Genomic DNA, 17,241 nt, shown 5'->3' on the forward strand with positions numbered 1-17,241 from the left:
TAAATTGCAGTTGTCAACCCGAAGTCATATTGCTATAATTCATAATTGATAATGATAACCATTATCAATTATGAAATGATCGAATCCGTACATTCATAAGCGGACAAAGCGTACCAAGTGAACAAGGCGGACAAACCTATTTGTCAGCATGATTCGGTTAAAAGGAGAAGGTGAAGGCCGATGAATTCGATCCGGACGGAAAGCACAGGACCGTGGGCTCATGAGGCGGAGGGTTTGATGGTTCATCTTCTGGACATCGATTTGATGAAAGGCGGCTGCGAATGGAGGATGGAACAGCGGTTCACCGAATCATATGTCTTAATCGTTGCCACGTTAGGGCAAGGACGGTTATCGATCGGCAGCCAACATTATCGGCTGAGGCAGGATGCGGTTTATGTTTGTCCTCCGGGAGAGACGTTCGGGGCTGCGGCGAAGTCCGAGGATGGGCTTGGATTGTTTCTGCTTCGCTACGAGCTTTACCGCATAGCCGGTTCAAATCGCGATGCCGTACGCTGCAGCGGCGGAGCCGGCTTCTTCCCGGAGCGTGGCGAAATCCCGGTTCCATCCGGGGCTCGTTTGGCCGCATTGTGTCATACCGCCTATCTGCACAGGCAGAGTCGTGACAGCCTGGAGCGTTTCCGCGGGCAGCTTGTGTTCCAGGAACTGCTGTACTCTATCTTGGAGAACAGACGCCACTCGGCCGAAGATTCGCATTCGGCGCTGGAGCGCGCGAAAGCGTACATGGACAGCCATTACCAGCAAAATCTTTCGATCGAGCAGCTGGCCCGTCTGGCGGATATAAGCCCTAAGTATTTTGTGGACCTGTTTAAAAAATTGTACGGCATCAGCGCCGTCGATTATTTGACAGCCCTGCGGATGAACAAGGCGAAGCAGCTGATGGCAAGATCCAACGCGAGGCTGAAGGATATCGCCCATCAAGTCGGCTATAACGATGAATTTTATTTTAGCCGCAAATTCAAAAAGGAGACGGGCTGCCCGCCGACGACCTACATGTCGAAACGCCGCCGCAAGATCGCTGCATACGGTGCCGGGGTGACCGGGCACCTGCTTGCGCTCCATATGATCCCTTACGCCGCTCCTCTTAACCCCAAGTGGACAGCGTATTATTACCGAACATACCGTTCGGATATACCGGTCCATCTTAGTGCGTACCGCCATAACGAGCACTGGAAATCCAATATTGAAACGCTGTTTCAGGTGCGCCCCGATACGATCATCAGTACCGACGAACTGCAGGACGGGGAGAAGGAGATGCTCGAACAGGCGGCTCCCGTATATTATATCCCGCGGAAGCATACCGACTGGCGGGAGCAGTTGAGGCTGACCGCCGAATATCTCGATATCCCCAAGGAAGCGGAGCTGTGGCTTAACAATTATGACCGGAAAGTCAAAGCCGTACGGGAGCGTTTGAAGCACAAAACGAAGAACGAGACGTTCCTGACGCTGAGCATATACAAGGACCGCTGTCAGGTTTATGCCAACCGGAGCATCATCGAGGTATTCTACGGGGATCTCCAGCTGACTCCCGCGCATGCGATCGATCAAGTTTTTACTGGAGAACCGGTAACCCCGGAGCGGCTGCACGTTTACGATGCGGACCATATCCTCGTAAACGTATGCCAGGAGACGGAATCGCTCCTGCATTGGGAATCGCTGCAGCTCTCTCCGTCGTGGCAAAGCTTAAAGGCTGTAAGCCGCAATCAGGTCTATGTCATCTCTTCCGATCCTTGGCGTGAATATTCGGCTTCCTCGCACGACCGTCTTGTGGACGAGACGCTCAGGCTGCTAACAGGAAATCGTCCATGTTAATTCAGGATTTCGTCCATGGTTCAGGCCAAGGCGATGTTTTATAATTGCGAATGAGAATTGTTATCAATTGAATCGAAGAAGCTTGGGAGGAGACATCAGCATCATGAAAACGAAGTTTGTAAGCTTTAGCTTCATCGTATTACTCATCTTGGTTTTAGCCGCATGCGCAAACCAAGCAGCGCCGGCGACGGGCGGCGCCCCTGCGGGGAATAAAACATCGGAAAGCACTGCCGAGAAACCGAAGGAACCGCCAATTGCGGGTCAAACGAAAACAATCATTTATTTGGACAAGCAATATACGGTCACCGTGCCCTCCGGCAAAATCGTCATAACGGGCGCTCTGGAAGCGATGGAGGACGCCCTTGTGCTGGGGGTTGAACCGATCGGCGCTATAACGGTCGGCGGTAAGTTCCCCGACCTGTTCAAGCCGATTACCGGGTCTTCGCAATCGATCGGCGAGAAAACGCAGCCGAACATGGAAACGATTCTGAAGCTGAAGCCGGATGTCATTCTCGGCACAACTAAATTCCAGCCGGAGGTGGTGGAGAAGCTGGCGAAAATCGCTCCGACGATTCAGGTATCCCATATTGCTACCAACTGGGAAGCGAATCTGCGTCTGATGGGCGAGCTGACCGGCAAGCAAGCGGAAGCCGAGAAAGTGCTGAAGCAGTATAAGGACGATGTCGAAGCGGCGAAAAAGCAGCTGGGCGAGAAGTGGAAAGGGAAGAAAGTCGTGACGGTCCGGATTCGCAACGGAGCCCTGAATATTTATCCGGCTGACGTTTTCTTCAACCCGACGATTTATGGAGAGCTTGGAATGGACGTGCCGGATGAGGTCAAGGCAGCCAAAGCGCAGCAAACCATTTCTTTAGAACAGTTCAGCGCCATGAACCCCGATGCGATCTTCCTTCAATTCTCCGAGGACGAGAACAAGGATCATTTGAAATCGCTGGAGGAGCTGCAAAACAACCCGATCTGGGGAAGCATCAACGCGGTGAAAAACAATAAGGTGTTCGTCAATGTCGTGGATCCGCTCGCACAAGGGGGCACATCCTGGAGCAAAATCCATTTTCTGAAAGCAGCTGTTCAGAAGCTGTCCGAATGAGAGGGATCGGTTGACGTATGAGGCTTCGGATTTCTTACACCGCGTTTTTGCTCGGCATTGCCCCCGTTATGATCATGCTCATCATGCTCTTATCCATACGCTACGGGGCAAAATCGATGGATGTCAGCACGGTGTGGAACGCGTTCTTTCATTTCGATAAGGGAAATGTGGACCATCAGATTATTATGCATTCCAGGGTTCCCCGGGCTGCCGGGGCACTACTTATCGGAGCCTTCCTCGCCATATCCGGGGCCATTATGCAGGGGATGACAAGGAATTACTTGGCATCCCCCTCTATTATGGGGGTTACGGACGGCTCGGCGTTCGCTATTACGCTGGGAATGGTGCTGCTGCCGGAGGCCTCGTCAATGGATTTGATCGTATGCTCTTTAATCGGCTCCGCTTTGGGCGTCGGGATCGTTTTCGGCATTGCATCGCTGCTGCCCGGCGGTTTGTCCCCGGTTCGAATGGCAATTATCGGGACGATTATCGGAACGTTTCTGAGCAGTGTTTCCGCGGCGGTAGCGACGTACTTTCAAGTTTCGCAAAATATCAGCTTCTGGTATAACGCAAGGCTTTACCAGCTCGATCCGACACTGATCAAGCTTGCCATCCCGTTTGCTGTTGTCGGCATCGTCATGGCGTTGTGCATTTCCCCGTCGGTCACGATTTTATCGCTAGGCGAGGAAGTGTCCGTCGGTTTGGGCCAGCGTACTCTGCTTGTGAAAGCGGCCGCTACAGGAGCTGTCGTCATTCTGACGGGAATTTCCGTCGCTTTGGCCGGCAAAATCGGCTTTGTCGGGCTGCTGATTCCGCATATCGCCCGATTTTTTGTCGGCGTCGATTATCGCCGCATCATTCCGTGTGCGGGGGTGCTGGGCGGACTTTTTCTGGGGCTGTGCGACATTCTCAGCCGGTTTCTCAACTATCCGTTCGAGACGCCTATCGGGGTGCTAACCGCACTTTTCGGCGTGCCCTTCTTCCTCTATTTGATTCGCAAGAGAGGAGGCGGCAAGCATGCGTAAAGGCTCAGAAAGGCCCTTGTGGCATGTACAGCTTGGCTGCTTCGTCGTCATCGCGGCGGCGGTATACATCCATCTGACCAACGGCGAATTTGACATGACAGTCTCTGAAGTGCTGCGTACGCTGCTCCGTATTCACCCGCAGCCGGATCACGATATGGTACTGTTTGAGTTTCGTCTGCCGCGCATCGTCATTGCGGCGTTGGTCGGTTTCGGCCTCGGTATCGCAGGCGCGGTGATTCAAGGCGTGACCCGGAACGGCCTTGCGGATCCGGGGATTCTCGGCATCAATGCAGGTGCCGGTGCGGCGATCGTATTATTTATGTTTTTCTTTCAAGGGAATGTCATCCGTACCGGATGGACAGCCATTATGATGATGCCGCTCTTCGGTCTTATCGGAGGTTTGGCCGCCGCCGCACTTATCTATTTCTTTGCCTGGCAGAACGGACGACTCGATCCGCAGCGTTTAGTTTTGACAGGGATTGCGATCGGTTCTGGTTTCGGCGCGTTCACCATGTTCCTTTCCCTGCAAATGAACGCCAAAGATTTTGAAATGGCAACCGTCTGGCTGACGGGAAGCATTTGGAATGCCAACTGGGTCTATATCGCATCCATGCTGCCGTGGTTTATCGTGCTTGTGCCCGTTCTCATGCGCAGGGCGCCTCTGCTCGATGTGTTTCAGCTGGAAGAAAGCTCGGTTAAAGGTCTCGGCGTTCGCGCGGAAAGAGAGAAAAGCTTGTTTTTGCTGGGCAGCATCGGACTGGTGAGTGCCTGCGTGTCCGTGTCGGGCAGCATCGGCTTTGTCGGATTGCTTGCCCCGCATATTGCGAAGCGTCTTGTCGGTCTGCGCCATCGGCGGGTGATGTCCGTCTGCGGACTGATCGGGATGATGATGGTCATTGTCTCCGACCTGATCGCCAAAACCGTGTTCTCGCCTGCCGAGCTGCCTGTGGGCATTGTGATTTCGATAGTTGGCGTCCCGTATTTCGTCTACTTGCTGTTTAAAGCCAAAGCTTAGGATATAAAGAAGGGAGAGCGGGCAATGAAGGGCAAGATCGTTCGGGAAAAATTCGAGGGCAGGGAACTCCTGATCTACCTTCCCCAAACCTATGAAACGGACTCGAAAAAGTATCCCGTAGTCTATGTGCATGATCTCGGCGATGTGTTTGATCCGGCCAAGAGTGAAGCCCTCTATGAGCTGGAACGCATGTTTGCGGATGGGTCGCTGTTGGAGGTGATCCTGGTCGGGGTGGAATCCAAAAACCGGATGGACGAATATACGCCCTGGTTTGCGAAGGCCCTTTCCACACCATACAATTACGGCGATTTCGGCGGGAAGGGCGGCGAGTACCTCTCTTTTCTCGCCAACAAGCTGAAGCCATACATGGACGCCTCTTACAGAACAGCCGCGGACCCGGAGCATACAGCCGTCATAGGCAAATCGCTCGGCGGGCTGATCTCGATGTATGCGGCTTACCTGTACCCCGGCGTGTTCGGTAAAATCGGTTCCATCTCCGGCTCGTACTGGTTCGAAGGGTTTGTAGACTATATGCGAACGCATGCGATGGACCACGGCAAAATGAAAATCTATATGGATGTAGGAAGCCTGGAAGGGGTCGGCAAGCAGACCGTTCAAAAGGACATGGTTCCACTAACCGGACAAGCGCATGCGATCTTGAGACAAAAGGGCTTTTCCGAAGAACGATTGACGCTGGTGACAGAAGAAGGAGCTGTACACGAACACTCCTATTTTTGCAGGCGATTTCCAAGTGCGTTGAGGTGGTTGTTTGATGCCGTATAAAAAAGCAGCTTTAGAACCCGTTCCGCCGTATGCCATCGTCCATACGGAAGCGAGAGTCATGTATTCGCGGAACGGGAACCGGGAGTACCGGATTTTTGTGTTCAAACCGGCGCATGAGGCGCCTCCCGAGGGGTTTCCCGTCATCTACGTGCTGGACGCCAATGCCGTATTCGGAACGATGGCTGAAGCGGTCAGGCTGCAATCCCGCAAGCCGCACGGGTTCGGCCCTGCCGTCATTGTCGGGATTGGCTATCCGACGGATGAGCCGCTGGATTCAACAAGAAGATTTTACGATTACACGAAGCCCGCCTCCGCCAAGCTGCCGGTCAGACCCGACGGGTCCCCTTGGCCCGAAACCGGAGGAGCCGATGCGTTCCTGTCTTTCATTGAGGATGAGCTGAAGCCGGCGATCGAACGGGACTTTCCGATTGACAGGAACCGGCAAACCCTGTTCGGCCATTCGCTTGGCGGGCTTTTTACACTGGATGTGTGGCTGAACCGGCCGGAAACGTTCCAAACCTATGTGGCGGGCAGCCCGTCCATCTGGTGGAACAACCGGTATCTGCTGGACGCCGCACGCCGTTTGGCGGATAGGCGGGAGGACGCGGCCCTGCCGGCAGCGGTGTTGATGGCCGTGGGCGGCAGGGAGAAGCCGTTTATGATCCAGGATGCCAGGGAGCTGTTTCAAACGGTAGAGCCTCTTTCTGGACGGGGAATTCGGCTCCAATTCATGGAACTGGAGGACGAGGGGCACATTACCATACTGCTGCCTCTGATCAATAGGGCACTGCGGTTCGCTTTAGCGGAGAGCGGGGAGCCTGGAGGCAGACTTTAACCATTTATCATTTGAAGGGAGGTCGCGGACTCATGGAGCTCGCGCGATTAATCAGGGAACGCCGTTCCATTCATGCTTTTGAACACCGGGAAGTCCCGCCCGAGCTTATTATGGAGCTCATGGACACTGCCGTCTGGGTACCCAATTATCATATGACCCAGCCTTGGCGGTTTATACTGACCTACGGCGAGGGCCGCAGGAAGATGGCCGAAGCGGTCCGGACGATGAAGGAAAGCAGGGAGCCCGACCCGGCCCTGAAAAAAGAGGTCGGTCAGAAGTTTTACAATAAAATCATGGCTATCCCGATGATCATGACCGTCATTATGAAGGAAGATCCGAATCTGGTCGTCAGGGAAGAAGACTACGCTTCGACCAGCTGTATTATTCACAACCTCAGTCTGCTGGCTTGGGAACGGGGAATCGGCATGGTATGGGAGACATACGGTTGGCTGCATCACCCCGTATTTCGCGAGACGATGGGGATTTTGCCTGGAGAAAAGGTGCTGGGCAATCTGCACATCGGATACCCGGCTCAAATTCCTAAAGCTCAGCCGAGAATTCTGGCGGCGGAGCGCATTACTGTGGTTGATAGAGTGTAATGGCGGAAGGAAAGACGAAACAGCAAGTGCACAGACGTCCCTGATTACCACTCGGGGACGGTACTTTTATTTTTACGGACGTTTTCCGCATGCTCAAACTTATTTCCCGGCCCAGTATCTGAAACCTAAAACAACCCGACCGGAGATTCCGATCAGGTTCACAGGCCCCGAATTATGGCTGGGCGACGATGACATGAATGCCTTTATTCACAAACTCCTCAACCAGATGTGCAGGGGTTTGCCAATCGGTGACCAGGGTATCGATTTGTTCAATTGAAGCAGAGGTGGCCAGAGCCGTACGTCCGATCTTGGTATGATCGGCCACCACAATTAACTTTTTGCTTATGGAGACAAGCGATTTTTTCACTCCCAGTGCAAGCAAATTCGTGTTCATGGCCCCCAGTTCCGGCGATAATGCGTTGCATCCGATAATGGCTTTGTCGCAGCGGTATTTTAATAGCACTTCTTCGCATAAATCCCCAACCAGGGAAAGGGTTTTACTCCTCAGGATTCCCCCGGACAAGATTACGGTTATTTCTTCACGATCCGCTTCGCCAAACATTTGACCAATGGTAAGCGATGGGGTCACGACAGTCAAGGGTTGAATGTTCACTAAAAGCTTGGCTACCTCAGTGGTTGTTGTCCCGGCGTCCAAAGCCACGATTTCACGCGGCTGAATCAATTGTGTCACTGCTTTCGCGATGGCTTTTTTTTCGACAGTGCAATCCCCTACACGCATACTATATGAAGGCTCGTAGCCTACGGATTGAATATCGATTGCTCCTCCATAAGTCCGCCGGAGCTTGTTTTTTTGCTCAAGTCTCTCCAGATCACGACGGACGGTAGCCGGAGAAACTTGTAATATATCGATGAGTTCATTCACGGAAACTGTCCCGTTTTTTTGCAGAATTTCCAGAATCTTTTCTTCACGTGCTATAGCCATTGATAATTACACCCCTCATTTGATTCGATATTATCACAATAATCCCGGCTTCATGCTTGCCATCGGTTTGACCATTGCCTGGTATTTGGTTGTCCGCAAATCGAACTTTAAAGTGTTTCCCAAAAAATCAGGGAAGAAAATTGTGACGGCGACCGTCAAGGCGCTATGGGCGCTTGTTTTGCCGGCCATTATTATCGGCGGCCTGAAATTCGGCATATTCACACCCACTGAAGCGGGGGTCGTAGCGGCGTTTTACGCATTGTTCGTCGGACTCGTCGTGTACCGAGAACTCAAATTGAAGAATTTGTTTCATGTCTTGGTCGCCTCGGGCAAAATGACCAGTATCGTTATGTTTCTGGCAGCAGCGGCAATGGTATCGTCATGGTTGATCACCGTAGCTAACATACCTGGCGAGCTGACGGCCATGCTCGGTCCGTTGATGGAAAATAAATTGCTCCTGCTTTTGGCCATCAACCTGGTCGTTTTCTTGGTAGGCACGGCGATGGATTTGACCCCTACGGTTCTTATACTGACGCCGGTGCTTATGCCAATCATTACGGCCGCAGGGCTGACGTTCGAAAATGCGGTTGTTCGCGATCGTGTCATGAAATGGCCGAAAATCCTATTGCAGTAGTGGGTAATATCATCACAGATGGGACCTGCGATGGAAAGTTATAGTTGAGGGAGTAAGGGTATAGTATTTTTGTTCTGTACAGGCACTGATAGGCTGCGGCCCACATAGAATAGTACTACTTTCATCATGGGGGTGGCTTGAGGTGCCTGGATTTTTTTCTGCAATTGCCTTGTTTATTAAAGAGTTAATGCTGCTGGTTTCGTACGTTAAAAATAATGCGTTTCCCCAACCGCTCGCTGAAGATGAAGAAGAGAAGCATTTACGATTAATGGCTGAAGGGAATCAGCATTCCCGCAATTTGTTGATAGAGCACAATCTGCGGCTCGTGGCTCACATTGTCAACACGTTGTGAACACGAACCGACGTCAGGAAGCAGCGCGTTTTGTGTGCAGCGGGCGGTTTGTGCGGTGAGGGTGGACGAGCTATATGGAGCCTGAATCAGCCGGTCCGAGGGGGCCGGTTTTCTGCTTCTTCTGGAGTTAATACCGATACTTGAGAGCCTTGTACGGCAAGTATTCCGTATACCAATGGAGCTTGCCATTAAGATTGAAGGGAATAGCCGTATTCTACCATACTTCATATCTTCCAAATCTAGTATAATAAAGTATCGACATTTTTCTCCGAAAGGGTATGCGCGCGGTATGATGAACTTGTTTGATGTAGTACCGGAAGGATTATTTCATCTTCTGACGGGTTCCAATCGGAAGATATATGCGGAAGCACTGCTGCTTTTATACGAGCATTCGCAAAGGGAGCGGTTCGGCATTCGCTATGAAGTCATGCGGGATCTGCTGCAGGAGCTGCTGGAGACTCAACAAGAAACGGGTATGGTCATTTCTGCCGATGAGGATGAGCCGGTTGGAGCTGGAAGAGAGGATCAGCTTACGTTAGAGGATGTCTCCAGAGCTCAGGCCAATGCATTGCTGCGACGGCTGGAACGGGCGAAGTGGATTGATGTGGAAACCCGCAGCCAGTTCGAAGCTTATATTGTACTTCCCCATTATGCCAGCCGGCTGATTGCGGTGTTTCAGGAATTATGCGAAGCACGGACGGTCGAATATCAACGGTTTGCTTTTGTAACTTATCAGCTTCTTACCGGCGAGGAGGCCAAAATGCGCCCTTGTTTCGCCGTAATGGAGGCGGCACAGGTAACAAGGCAATTTCGCCATGAATTGATTGGGTTATACAATAATATGAAGCATCACATGGAGACAGTTGTTCAAAAAACTTCGATTCGCGAAGTGCTGGACCATCATTTTGAAACCTATAAATCGCAAATTGTAGATAAAAGCTATCACCGGCTCAAAACGTCGGATCATGTGGCGCGCTATCGTTTTCAAATCCTTCATACGGTTCAGAAGTGGCTCCTAGATCGGGGTTTGCTGCAGGAAGCTGCAATGGACGGCGTCAAGAGCGAGCTGTATGAAACGGTTGAACAAGCGGAATATGCCGTCAAGGAAGCTTTATTCTTCATTGAAGAAACCTTTGTCGGGCTGGAAGAGATTTTCTATCAGATTGATGTGCGGCATAACCAGTATCTTCGTTCTTCCTACGACCGGGCCAGATATTTGAGTCAGCAGCATGAAGGATTGGACCGCCGGTTGACACGTCTGCTGGAGTTGCTCGGCCAGCAAAAGCAGGATGCGGAATACTCGCTGTTCGCGATTAATCAGGTTCGCGGATGGTCAGAGCAGTCACTCCTGCCGCCGCGCCGCCGAAGGATGGCTCATCAGCCGGAGACCCATGTTACGGTTCCGATTCCGGCACACGTGATGGAGGAGCTGCGACAGAGGAACGTAGAGAAAATGCGCAAGGCCATTACCCGTAAAAAAGTGGATGATTACGTCATGACCCGGCTTGGTGACCGAAAGCGCATGGAACTGATCGAGCTCGCTCCAAGTAGTGCCGAGGAATTTCTTATGCTGGGGTATGTTTATTTGTATGGCTCGGATGGTGGCTCGCGTTTCAGCTTGGACCGGAAAGGCAAGCGGCAGACGGTTAGTGTCGGAAGATATCGATTCCACAATCACGACATTGTCCGTAAAGAGCGGGGAGGATAACGATTCATGATGTTTCAAGATTTGAGCGACTCTGAACAATCGAAGGTCAAAGAAGTAATCCAGCGACTCATGGAGGTTAACCTTCTGATCAAAGACAAGGACCGGGAGTTGTATGCGACAATTCGTCGCTACCGTACCGCGTTGGAGGGCTATTATCGATTCCTTGGTTGGGAACTTGTCGTGGACGAGCGGCATGAATGCGTCTATCTGCATATTCCCGATGGCCGTCTTCGCCGTAGGCTTGACCGGGAACAGACACTATGGCTGCTGGTGCTGCGCTTACTATATGAGGAGAAGAGGCAAGGCCTATCGCTGGCGGATTATCCTATGATTACCCTTTATGAAATTCGCAGCAAGTACGAGACGTTCCGGCTGGAATGGGTAAACCGTACCGCATTGGACAGGCTGGTTAGATTGTGTGTACAGGCCCAATTGATTGAACCGCTGGATTCCGACATTCGTTCCGATGATGCCCGGTTCAAGCTGTTCCATACTTGGATCTATATGATTCAGACGGATGAGATGCAGTCGTTACTTGATAAGCTAGAATTGTACCTGACGAACGCGGAGGGAGGATTGCTGGATGAAATGGATGAAGCGGCTGCGTCTGATTAACTGGCATTATTTCAAGGACGAGGAGCTGGAATTCGGAAAACAGACGTTGATCACTGGACAGAACGCCGCGGGAAAATCGACGATTATTGACGCGCTGCAGGTGCTTTTCGTTGCTGATCATCGAATGATCAAGTTCAATGCGGCTGCACACGATGACGCCAAACGCAGCTTTATCAATTATCTTAGGGGAAAAATCGGCAGCGACGAGCGCTCCTTTTTGAGGGACGGCGATTTTACGACTTATATTGCAGCTGAATTCCGGGACGAGGACCGTAAGGAATGGTTCGTTGTCGGGGTAGCGATTGATGTATACCGAGGAAGCACGACCGGGGAAGAAGAGTATTTCATTTTGTCAGATCGGCGGTTGGATGATTTGCAGTTTGTCAAATCCAACGGCCAGCTGCTCAATCGAGACGAATTCCGCAAGCGCTACGGTGGGGAAAGCGTCAGGGTCAGCGGGCTCTCCGGAAAAAAGGCTTTGTTTGAAAGGAACAAGACCAACTATCAGAAAGCCTTACTCGCCCGGATGGGACAGCTTCATGATCGGTTTTTCACAATATTCACCAAAGCGCTCTCGTTCAAGCCGATCCAGAATATCCGTGCATTTGTCAACGATTATATACTCGACCGAAAAGAGCTGCAGTTGGATTTGATGCGGCAAAATTTCGAGATCCACGAACGGTATCGCCAGGAGCTGGAGCATCTTCAGGAGAAGAAGCTGCACCTGCAATCCATACGTGAGTGTTATGCCCAGTATGCCAAATACAAGGAGACTGCCATTGAGCAGGATTATGTGATCCGGCGCTTGAAAGCGGATTACGAGAGTGAGAATCTGGAGCAGACCGAACGGGACAATGTCCGGCTGGAAGAAGAGCTGCGACAGCTTGCGGATGATATTGACCTTGCCGCCCGGTTGCAGGCGGAAGCCCGGGACAAGCAGCAGGATGCTTACCAGCGCTGGCAGAACCATGCTGCGGAGAAGCGCAAGAAAGAGCTGCACGAGGACATTGCCCGGCTCACCGCTCAACAGAGCGAGGGAGAGAGGCTCTTGCTCACGTATCGGAGACAAATTGAACGGGAGCTTCAGCTATTGGCGAACTTGTACGATTGGCCGGACAATCCGTACTGGACATGGAAGCCTGGAGAGAGGGAGACGCTTCGCAGTTATCAGGAGAGCCTGGCGCGTCTTGACGCTGTGGCACGTTGCGGAATCATTGAAGTCCATGAGGAAGAAGAGTGGACACGGGATCTGGCTGAGATTGGAGAAGGTCTAACGGCGTGGCGTGACAGGATGCTCGTTCAACATAACCAGTTGCAGGAAAAGCTGGGTGAAACGGACGCTCGAATCGAAGAGTTAAGAACGATCATTCGTGATCTGGAGCAGCAGAAGCGCAGCTATGCCGAACCGGTGCGCCAGTTGAAGGGCATCTTGGAGGAACGGCTGCGGGGCCGCTCGGCGGTTTGGGTGTTTTGCGAGCACATGGAGCTCAAGGAAGAGCTTTGGCGTAATGCGGTGGAAGGGTATTTGAACACCCAGCGCTTCGATCTGTTGGTTGAACCGGAATGTTTCGCAGAGGCATTGTCTATTTATGAAAGGGAGAAGCGAACCTATCGGCTGGAAGGCGTCGGTCTCGTCGATACGGAGAAGGAGAAGCGGTATTTGGGAACGGCCGTAACCGGTTCCCTGGCACTCGAGCTGCAGGCGGAGCATCCCGTAATCCAGGCGCACGTCGAGCATTTGCTGGGCAAGGTGATGAAGGCTGCAAACGAGCAGGAACTGCGACACCATCGTACAGCGGTGACCCAATCATGCATGGTTTACAACAACCTGGTAGCCCGGCAGATGCGCAAGGAGCAATACGAGGTTCCGTTCATAGGCGCCAAAGCGATCGCCCGCCAGTTGGAAATCCGCCGCTCCGAGCTGGTGTCTGCCCAGGACGAACGGCGCATGCTGTATGCTTGGGGTGAACACCTTTCCGAATGGATCGGCAAATTGAAGGAAACGGGCTGTACCAAGCTTGCCGACCATCTTGGCCTGATGCGGCATATCCACGAATGCTCGGAAATGCTATTGCAGAAGACAGAGGAACTGAATGGTCTCGATTTCAGCGAAGCGGAGCGGCTGCAGGCGGAGTATGAGCAGTGGAAGAAGGATGAACAGAAGTGGCAACAAAAATGGGGATCCTTACTCCAAAAGCAAACGGAAACCGAATCGAAAAAGTCCGAAGCGGAAGGAAAGCTGCACTTGCTTCGGATTAAGGTGCAAGAGTACGAAGCCGCATGGCGGAATTGGATCAATGAGCACGGCAGCGAGCGGGAAGCGGGAGCGATGCAAAGATACGAAGAAGCATGCAATTCGTCCGCCTCCACTTGGCAGAAAATCCAAAATTGGGAAGGCAGCTGGAAGGGTCAGCAGACACTGCGCGACAGCCAGTTCAACAAGCTGCAATTAATGCGGCAAAAATATAATATCGATCAAAATTTTATCGCCGACATCCAGAAGGTCACGAACGAGGATTACGATCGGCTGCTTGAAACGATCGAACACCTGAATATTCCGGAATATCAGGATAAAGTTGCGGCGGCTTTGAAAGAATCGGAAGAGGAGTTCAAGTCCCACTTTATTTTTCGGTTAAGGGAAGCGATCGAGATGGCCCGTAGGGAGTTTCACGAGCTGAACTATGCGCTGAGGCATTTTCCTTTTTCCGACGACAAGTATCATTTTGAGGTTTCCCCTAGTGAACGTTACAAGCGCTTCTATGATGCCGTGATGGATCCCATGCTTTTGGAAAAGGGTTCATTGTTCGAATTACCGGACAATGATCGTACCGAGGTTCTGCATGAGTTGTTCGATCTTCTGGTCAAAGGTGAGGCCGGACAATTGGAGGAGTTCTCGGACTATCGGCAATACTTGGATTTCGATATTATCGTAACATCCGGCAACGGCAAATACCGCTTCTCGCAAGTGCTGAAGGAGAAATCGGGAGGCGAGACGCAGACACCGTTCTATATTGCGATATTGGCTTCCTTCCACCACTTATATTCCGGAAAAAGCACGCGGCTTGTCATTTTCGATGAAGCGTTCAATAAAATGGACGAGCAGCGGATTCAATCCAGTCTGCGGTTGATTAAGCAAATGGGTCTGCAGCTGATTGCCGCCGTTCCCGATGAGAAGATGCAGCATATGGCTCCTGAGGTGTCCACCACGCTGTTCGTCAGCAAGCATAACTACCAGTGTTATGTAGACATGATTGACAAATGGGACAACGGGGCGGAAGACGAGATGGCGAGAGCGGGAGCCGTGGAAATAGCGGAATATGAGGCTGAGGCGGCTGCCGCATCGAATTTATCGAACGTTGACAACGGGAAATCCCCCTCAGCCGATGATGCGGATGAAGGAAACGGTCAAGGCTTTTTATTCTAGATTTTATGGTAAGGGGTGATCTGCTTGGAGATTCATGAAACGCCATATAAATCCAAATTTGTCTCCCAGCTGCTAAACCTCCTGTTGGACAAATACGAGTTAAGCCAGTCTTTTGTAACCGGGCAGCCTTCCAAGCAAAGGCCGCAGCTATCTCTTAACAAAAGTCCATTCTGGCAAGATTATACAGACGAAATGGATTTCCGTAAACGAATTTGGATCAACGAAGCAGCTTCCGAGTTGGAGCGGCTCGGACTTGTTGAACTCAATTGGGCCCGGTTTCGCACCGGCGAGCAGTTGGAAAGAATCTATCTGCGATGGAGTGAGTTGAAGACGGCTTATCGCGTTGCGGGGCGGATGCCGAAGCGGGACAAGCTGGAACGCTTGCGGCACATCCTTACTCCCTTATCCCGCCATCCTTGGGAATGGGTCAGGGTGTGGTCTGAACAAGCCGATGTATCGCTAGCCGAAGGTAAAACTGCCCACCTGGAGGTGGACGATCCAGAGGGGTATAAGGATCTTGTTTGTGTATTGCTGGAGCTTCCTAGGCTCGAGCGAGCCGTTCCAATAAGATTACTTAGCCAGAGGCTGTTCAAGGACTCCAAGCACATGGAAAGAAACGTTCAACGAAGGTTGCTTTCGCTCGCCAAGCAGGCATCAGGAGAGGAGCGTGAAACCGAGGAAGAATGGCTTGATTTCCTCGGGGTGGCCAAAAATCCACAAATTGTGCTGGTAAGCGGGCCTCTTTCATTCCGTACTACCGACAGTCGTAAGGTTGATATTGGAGTGTTTGCCGGTGGGGTTGGCTTATCGGATAAAACGGTGGAAGAAATGTATCAAGTGCAAACAGTTGCCACTCGGATAGTAACAATTGAAAACTTGGCGACTTATCATCTGTGGCTCGAACACGCTTCCGAGCTCCGCGACACAGAGCTTGTTCTATATACCGGGGGATTTCCCCATCGGTCATTGCAATCCTTTTTGTGTAGACTGGCAGAGCATTTGGCCTCGGCATCGGAAAAGAACATTGAAGTGTATCATTGGGGTGATATTGATCTGGGAGGAATCCGGATTTTTGAATACCTGCGGAAGAAATTCTTTTCTAATCTGAGGCCCATGCTAATGGATGCGGAGACGCTTCTTCGTTACGAGTCCTCAGCGGCGTCAATCAGCGATGAATATGCCGGAAAGCTTGAGGAGGCTCTAAAGGATACCCGACTGACCCATTGGAGGCAGGTGCTGCAAACGATGCTTGATCGAAGGATACGCTTGGAACAGGAAAGTATTGTGGAATTGGATTAAAGAAGAAAACAATGGACATTAACTTTCTGACTTTTTGTTATGGAGGAAAACCAGACCACTCATCTTTGACGAGGGGTTCAGGTAACGTTCTTGTATTCACGAATCCGAGAACCTTAAGGCAGCGTAGCTGCCGGCCGCGACGCGGTTAGGTTCGCAGGGTTGTCTGCATGAATCTTCTCCCCCGAAATGCCTCGGGCAGACCAAGGGCCGTATGGCCCGAAGCGTGAATACGGTGTTAGCTGATGTTGCTGACTACCTTGAAATAGCCCGTACGATCTTTATGAAATTTCATTAAGTACGTGTTATAATAAAATTAATTTAGCTTTTCTAGATAGGGGTTGATCGAATGGCAGTTTCAAAAGATCATTTGAACAAATTAATTCAACAATTACCTGAAGAAGCCCTTCCAATCGCTGCTGATTTCTTGGAAAAATTAGTCACAAATAAAGAGTATCGTCATATCCCTTGGGATGATGAGCCAACTACTCAAGATGATATTGAAGCAATTAAAAAAGCTAAAGAATCCTTTAGACGTGGCGAGAGTATTAAACTTAAGGATGTTATCGATGACTTACTCAATTGAGTTCTATAAAGATGCTCTTAAGTATTTACAAAAATTAGATAGGACGAATCGTATTCGAATTACTCAACATCTACAAATTCTCTGTGAAGACCCTTATCATCCAGAGCTCGATATCAAAAGGATGCAAGGAACAATGGACGAATATCGATTACGAGTGGGTTCTTATCGAATTATTTATTCAGTTGAGAATGATAAGTTACTTATCCAAGTAATTAAAATTGGCTCTCGTGGTGATGTATATAAATCTTAACTTCTAGGTCTATTCTTACAGGGTAGGCCTTTTTACTTTTCTTCAGATCTTCAGCAATTTCAGCTAACGGCGCGGTTTGCGAAGTAAGGGTGGACGAGCTACATGGGCGATATGCCGGTCCGTGGGGACCGGTTTTCTGCTTCTACGCGCGCCTAGCCAAGCTAGGCACAACTAGCCGGTGCAAGTCCGGCCGAGGTAAGAGCCAAGTCGCCTCGTAGCTGACGGGCAACTGGTGGAGAGA

Annotated in this window: 14 protein-coding genes and 2 pseudogenes; 15 read left to right on the forward strand and 1 reads right to left on the reverse strand. The window is 51.1% G+C overall.

Annotated elements, in window-relative coordinates; all coding sequences use genetic code 11:
• Nucleotides 1-180: 180 nt before the first annotated feature.
• The 7 genes from BLT35_RS05260 to BLT35_RS05290 all read left to right on the forward strand — a co-directional run bounded on the left by BLT35_RS05260 (nucleotide 181) and on the right by BLT35_RS05290 (nucleotide 7,192).
• Complete coding sequence (locus BLT35_RS05260; RefSeq protein WP_083351194.1) at nucleotides 181-1,830, forward strand: AraC family transcriptional regulator; 1,650 nt, start codon at nucleotides 181-183, stop codon at nucleotides 1,828-1,830.
• 103 nt (nucleotides 1,831-1,933) lie between these two features.
• Complete coding sequence (locus tag BLT35_RS05265; RefSeq protein WP_074727198.1) at nucleotides 1,934-2,935, forward strand: ABC transporter substrate-binding protein; 1,002 nt, start codon at nucleotides 1,934-1,936, stop codon at nucleotides 2,933-2,935.
• Nucleotides 2,936-2,952: 17 nt separating this feature from the next.
• Nucleotides 2,953-3,960, forward strand: coding sequence for a FecCD family ABC transporter permease (locus BLT35_RS05270; RefSeq protein WP_074727199.1), 1,008 nt, complete (start codon nucleotides 2,953-2,955; stop codon nucleotides 3,958-3,960).
• The gene (locus tag BLT35_RS05275; protein ID WP_074727200.1) at nucleotides 3,953-4,975 is read left to right on the forward strand and encodes a FecCD family ABC transporter permease; all 1,023 of its coding nucleotides are present in this window, start codon (nucleotides 3,953-3,955) and stop codon (nucleotides 4,973-4,975) included. The genes BLT35_RS05270 and BLT35_RS05275 overlap by 8 nt, the downstream gene beginning before the upstream one ends.
• 24 nt (nucleotides 4,976-4,999) lie before the next feature.
• Entirely contained in the window at nucleotides 5,000-5,758 is a 759-nt protein-coding gene (locus BLT35_RS05280; protein WP_074727201.1) for an alpha/beta hydrolase, read from the forward strand.
• On the forward strand, nucleotides 5,748-6,593 hold the full coding sequence (locus BLT35_RS05285) for an alpha/beta hydrolase (protein ID WP_074727202.1): 846 nt from the start codon (nucleotides 5,748-5,750) through the stop codon (nucleotides 6,591-6,593). The genes BLT35_RS05280 and BLT35_RS05285 overlap by 11 nt, the downstream gene beginning before the upstream one ends.
• 32 nt (nucleotides 6,594-6,625) lie before the next feature.
• Nucleotides 6,626-7,192, forward strand: coding sequence for a nitroreductase family protein (locus BLT35_RS05290; RefSeq protein WP_062409175.1), 567 nt, complete (start codon nucleotides 6,626-6,628; stop codon nucleotides 7,190-7,192).
• A gap of 172 nt (nucleotides 7,193-7,364) precedes the next feature.
• Here BLT35_RS05290 and BLT35_RS05295 read toward each other — a convergent pair whose 3' ends face one another.
• Nucleotides 7,365-8,135 carry a DeoR/GlpR family DNA-binding transcription regulator gene (locus tag BLT35_RS05295; protein ID WP_074727203.1) on the reverse strand — a complete coding sequence of 257 codons (771 nt, stop codon included), beginning with the start codon at nucleotides 8,133-8,135 and terminating at the stop codon, nucleotides 7,365-7,367.
• Nucleotides 8,136-8,178: 43 nt separating this feature from the next.
• Between BLT35_RS05295 and BLT35_RS05300 the strand changes: the two are divergent.
• The 8 genes and pseudogenes from BLT35_RS05300 to BLT35_RS05335 form a co-directional block, all read left to right on the forward strand.
• Nucleotides 8,179-8,706: pseudogene (locus BLT35_RS05300) on the forward strand (TRAP transporter large permease subunit); the annotation flags it as partial.
• Nucleotides 8,707-8,911: 205 nt separating this feature from the next.
• Nucleotides 8,912-9,109 (forward strand): annotated as a pseudogene (locus BLT35_RS05305) (RNA polymerase subunit sigma-70); the annotation flags it as partial.
• A 304-nt stretch (nucleotides 9,110-9,413) separates the two neighbouring features.
• Nucleotides 9,414-10,829, forward strand: a complete 1,416-nt coding sequence (locus BLT35_RS05310) for a Wadjet anti-phage system protein JetA family protein (protein ID WP_074727223.1) — start codon at nucleotides 9,414-9,416, stop codon at nucleotides 10,827-10,829.
• 6 nt (nucleotides 10,830-10,835) lie between these two features.
• On the forward strand, nucleotides 10,836-11,444 hold the full coding sequence (locus BLT35_RS05315) for a DUF4194 domain-containing protein (RefSeq protein ID WP_023554899.1): 609 nt from the start codon (nucleotides 10,836-10,838) through the stop codon (nucleotides 11,442-11,444).
• Nucleotides 11,413-14,868, forward strand: a complete 3,456-nt coding sequence (locus tag BLT35_RS05320) for an ATP-binding protein (RefSeq protein ID WP_074727205.1) — start codon at nucleotides 11,413-11,415, stop codon at nucleotides 14,866-14,868. Before BLT35_RS05315 ends, BLT35_RS05320 begins: the two co-directional genes overlap by 32 nt.
• Before the next feature lie 24 nt (nucleotides 14,869-14,892).
• Nucleotides 14,893-16,167, forward strand: a complete 1,275-nt coding sequence (locus BLT35_RS05325; protein ID WP_083351195.1) for a Wadjet anti-phage system protein JetD domain-containing protein — start codon at nucleotides 14,893-14,895, stop codon at nucleotides 16,165-16,167.
• Nucleotides 16,168-16,513: 346 nt separating this feature from the next.
• Nucleotides 16,514-16,750, forward strand: a complete 237-nt coding sequence (locus BLT35_RS05330; protein ID WP_023554896.1) for a hypothetical protein — start codon at nucleotides 16,514-16,516, stop codon at nucleotides 16,748-16,750.
• Nucleotides 16,734-17,000 (forward strand): type II toxin-antitoxin system RelE family toxin, encoded by a 267-nt coding sequence (locus BLT35_RS05335; protein WP_023554895.1) that lies wholly within the window; start codon nucleotides 16,734-16,736, stop codon nucleotides 16,998-17,000. Before BLT35_RS05330 ends, BLT35_RS05335 begins: the two co-directional genes overlap by 17 nt.
• The last annotated feature ends 241 nt before the right edge of the window (nucleotides 17,001-17,241 follow it).

It is taken from the genome of Paenibacillus naphthalenovorans, assembly GCF_900099895.1.
Classification (GTDB): domain Bacteria; phylum Bacillota; class Bacilli; order Paenibacillales; family NBRC-103111; genus Paenibacillus_G; species Paenibacillus_G naphthalenovorans.

What these genes read in the sequence shown, in the direction of transcription:
- BLT35_RS05260 (WP_083351194.1), top strand. Translation starts at nt 181, where the DNA reads ATGAATTCGATCCGGACGGAAAGCACAGGACCGTGGGCTCATGAGGCG.
- BLT35_RS05265 (WP_074727198.1), top strand. Translation starts at nt 1,934, where the DNA reads ATGAAAACGAAGTTTGTAAGCTTTAGCTTCATCGTATTACTCATCTTG.
- BLT35_RS05270 (WP_074727199.1), top strand. Translation starts at nt 2,953, where the DNA reads ATGAGGCTTCGGATTTCTTACACCGCGTTTTTGCTCGGCATTGCCCCC.
- BLT35_RS05275 (WP_074727200.1), top strand. Translation starts at nt 3,953, where the DNA reads ATGCGTAAAGGCTCAGAAAGGCCCTTGTGGCATGTACAGCTTGGCTGC.
- BLT35_RS05280 (WP_074727201.1), top strand. Translation starts at nt 5,000, where the DNA reads ATGAAGGGCAAGATCGTTCGGGAAAAATTCGAGGGCAGGGAACTCCTG.
- BLT35_RS05285 (WP_074727202.1), top strand. Translation starts at nt 5,748, where the DNA reads ATGCCGTATAAAAAAGCAGCTTTAGAACCCGTTCCGCCGTATGCCATC.
- BLT35_RS05290 (WP_062409175.1), top strand. Translation starts at nt 6,626, where the DNA reads ATGGAGCTCGCGCGATTAATCAGGGAACGCCGTTCCATTCATGCTTTT.
- BLT35_RS05295 (WP_074727203.1), bottom strand. Translation starts at nt 8,135, where the DNA reads ATGGCTATAGCACGTGAAGAAAAGATTCTGGAAATTCTGCAAAAAAAC.
- BLT35_RS05310 (WP_074727223.1), top strand. Translation starts at nt 9,414, where the DNA reads ATGAACTTGTTTGATGTAGTACCGGAAGGATTATTTCATCTTCTGACG.
- BLT35_RS05315 (WP_023554899.1), top strand. Translation starts at nt 10,836, where the DNA reads ATGATGTTTCAAGATTTGAGCGACTCTGAACAATCGAAGGTCAAAGAA.
- BLT35_RS05320 (WP_074727205.1), top strand. Translation starts at nt 11,413, where the DNA reads ATGAAATGGATGAAGCGGCTGCGTCTGATTAACTGGCATTATTTCAAG.
- BLT35_RS05330 (WP_023554896.1), top strand. Translation starts at nt 16,514, where the DNA reads ATGGCAGTTTCAAAAGATCATTTGAACAAATTAATTCAACAATTACCT.
- BLT35_RS05335 (WP_023554895.1), top strand. Translation starts at nt 16,734, where the DNA reads ATGACTTACTCAATTGAGTTCTATAAAGATGCTCTTAAGTATTTACAA.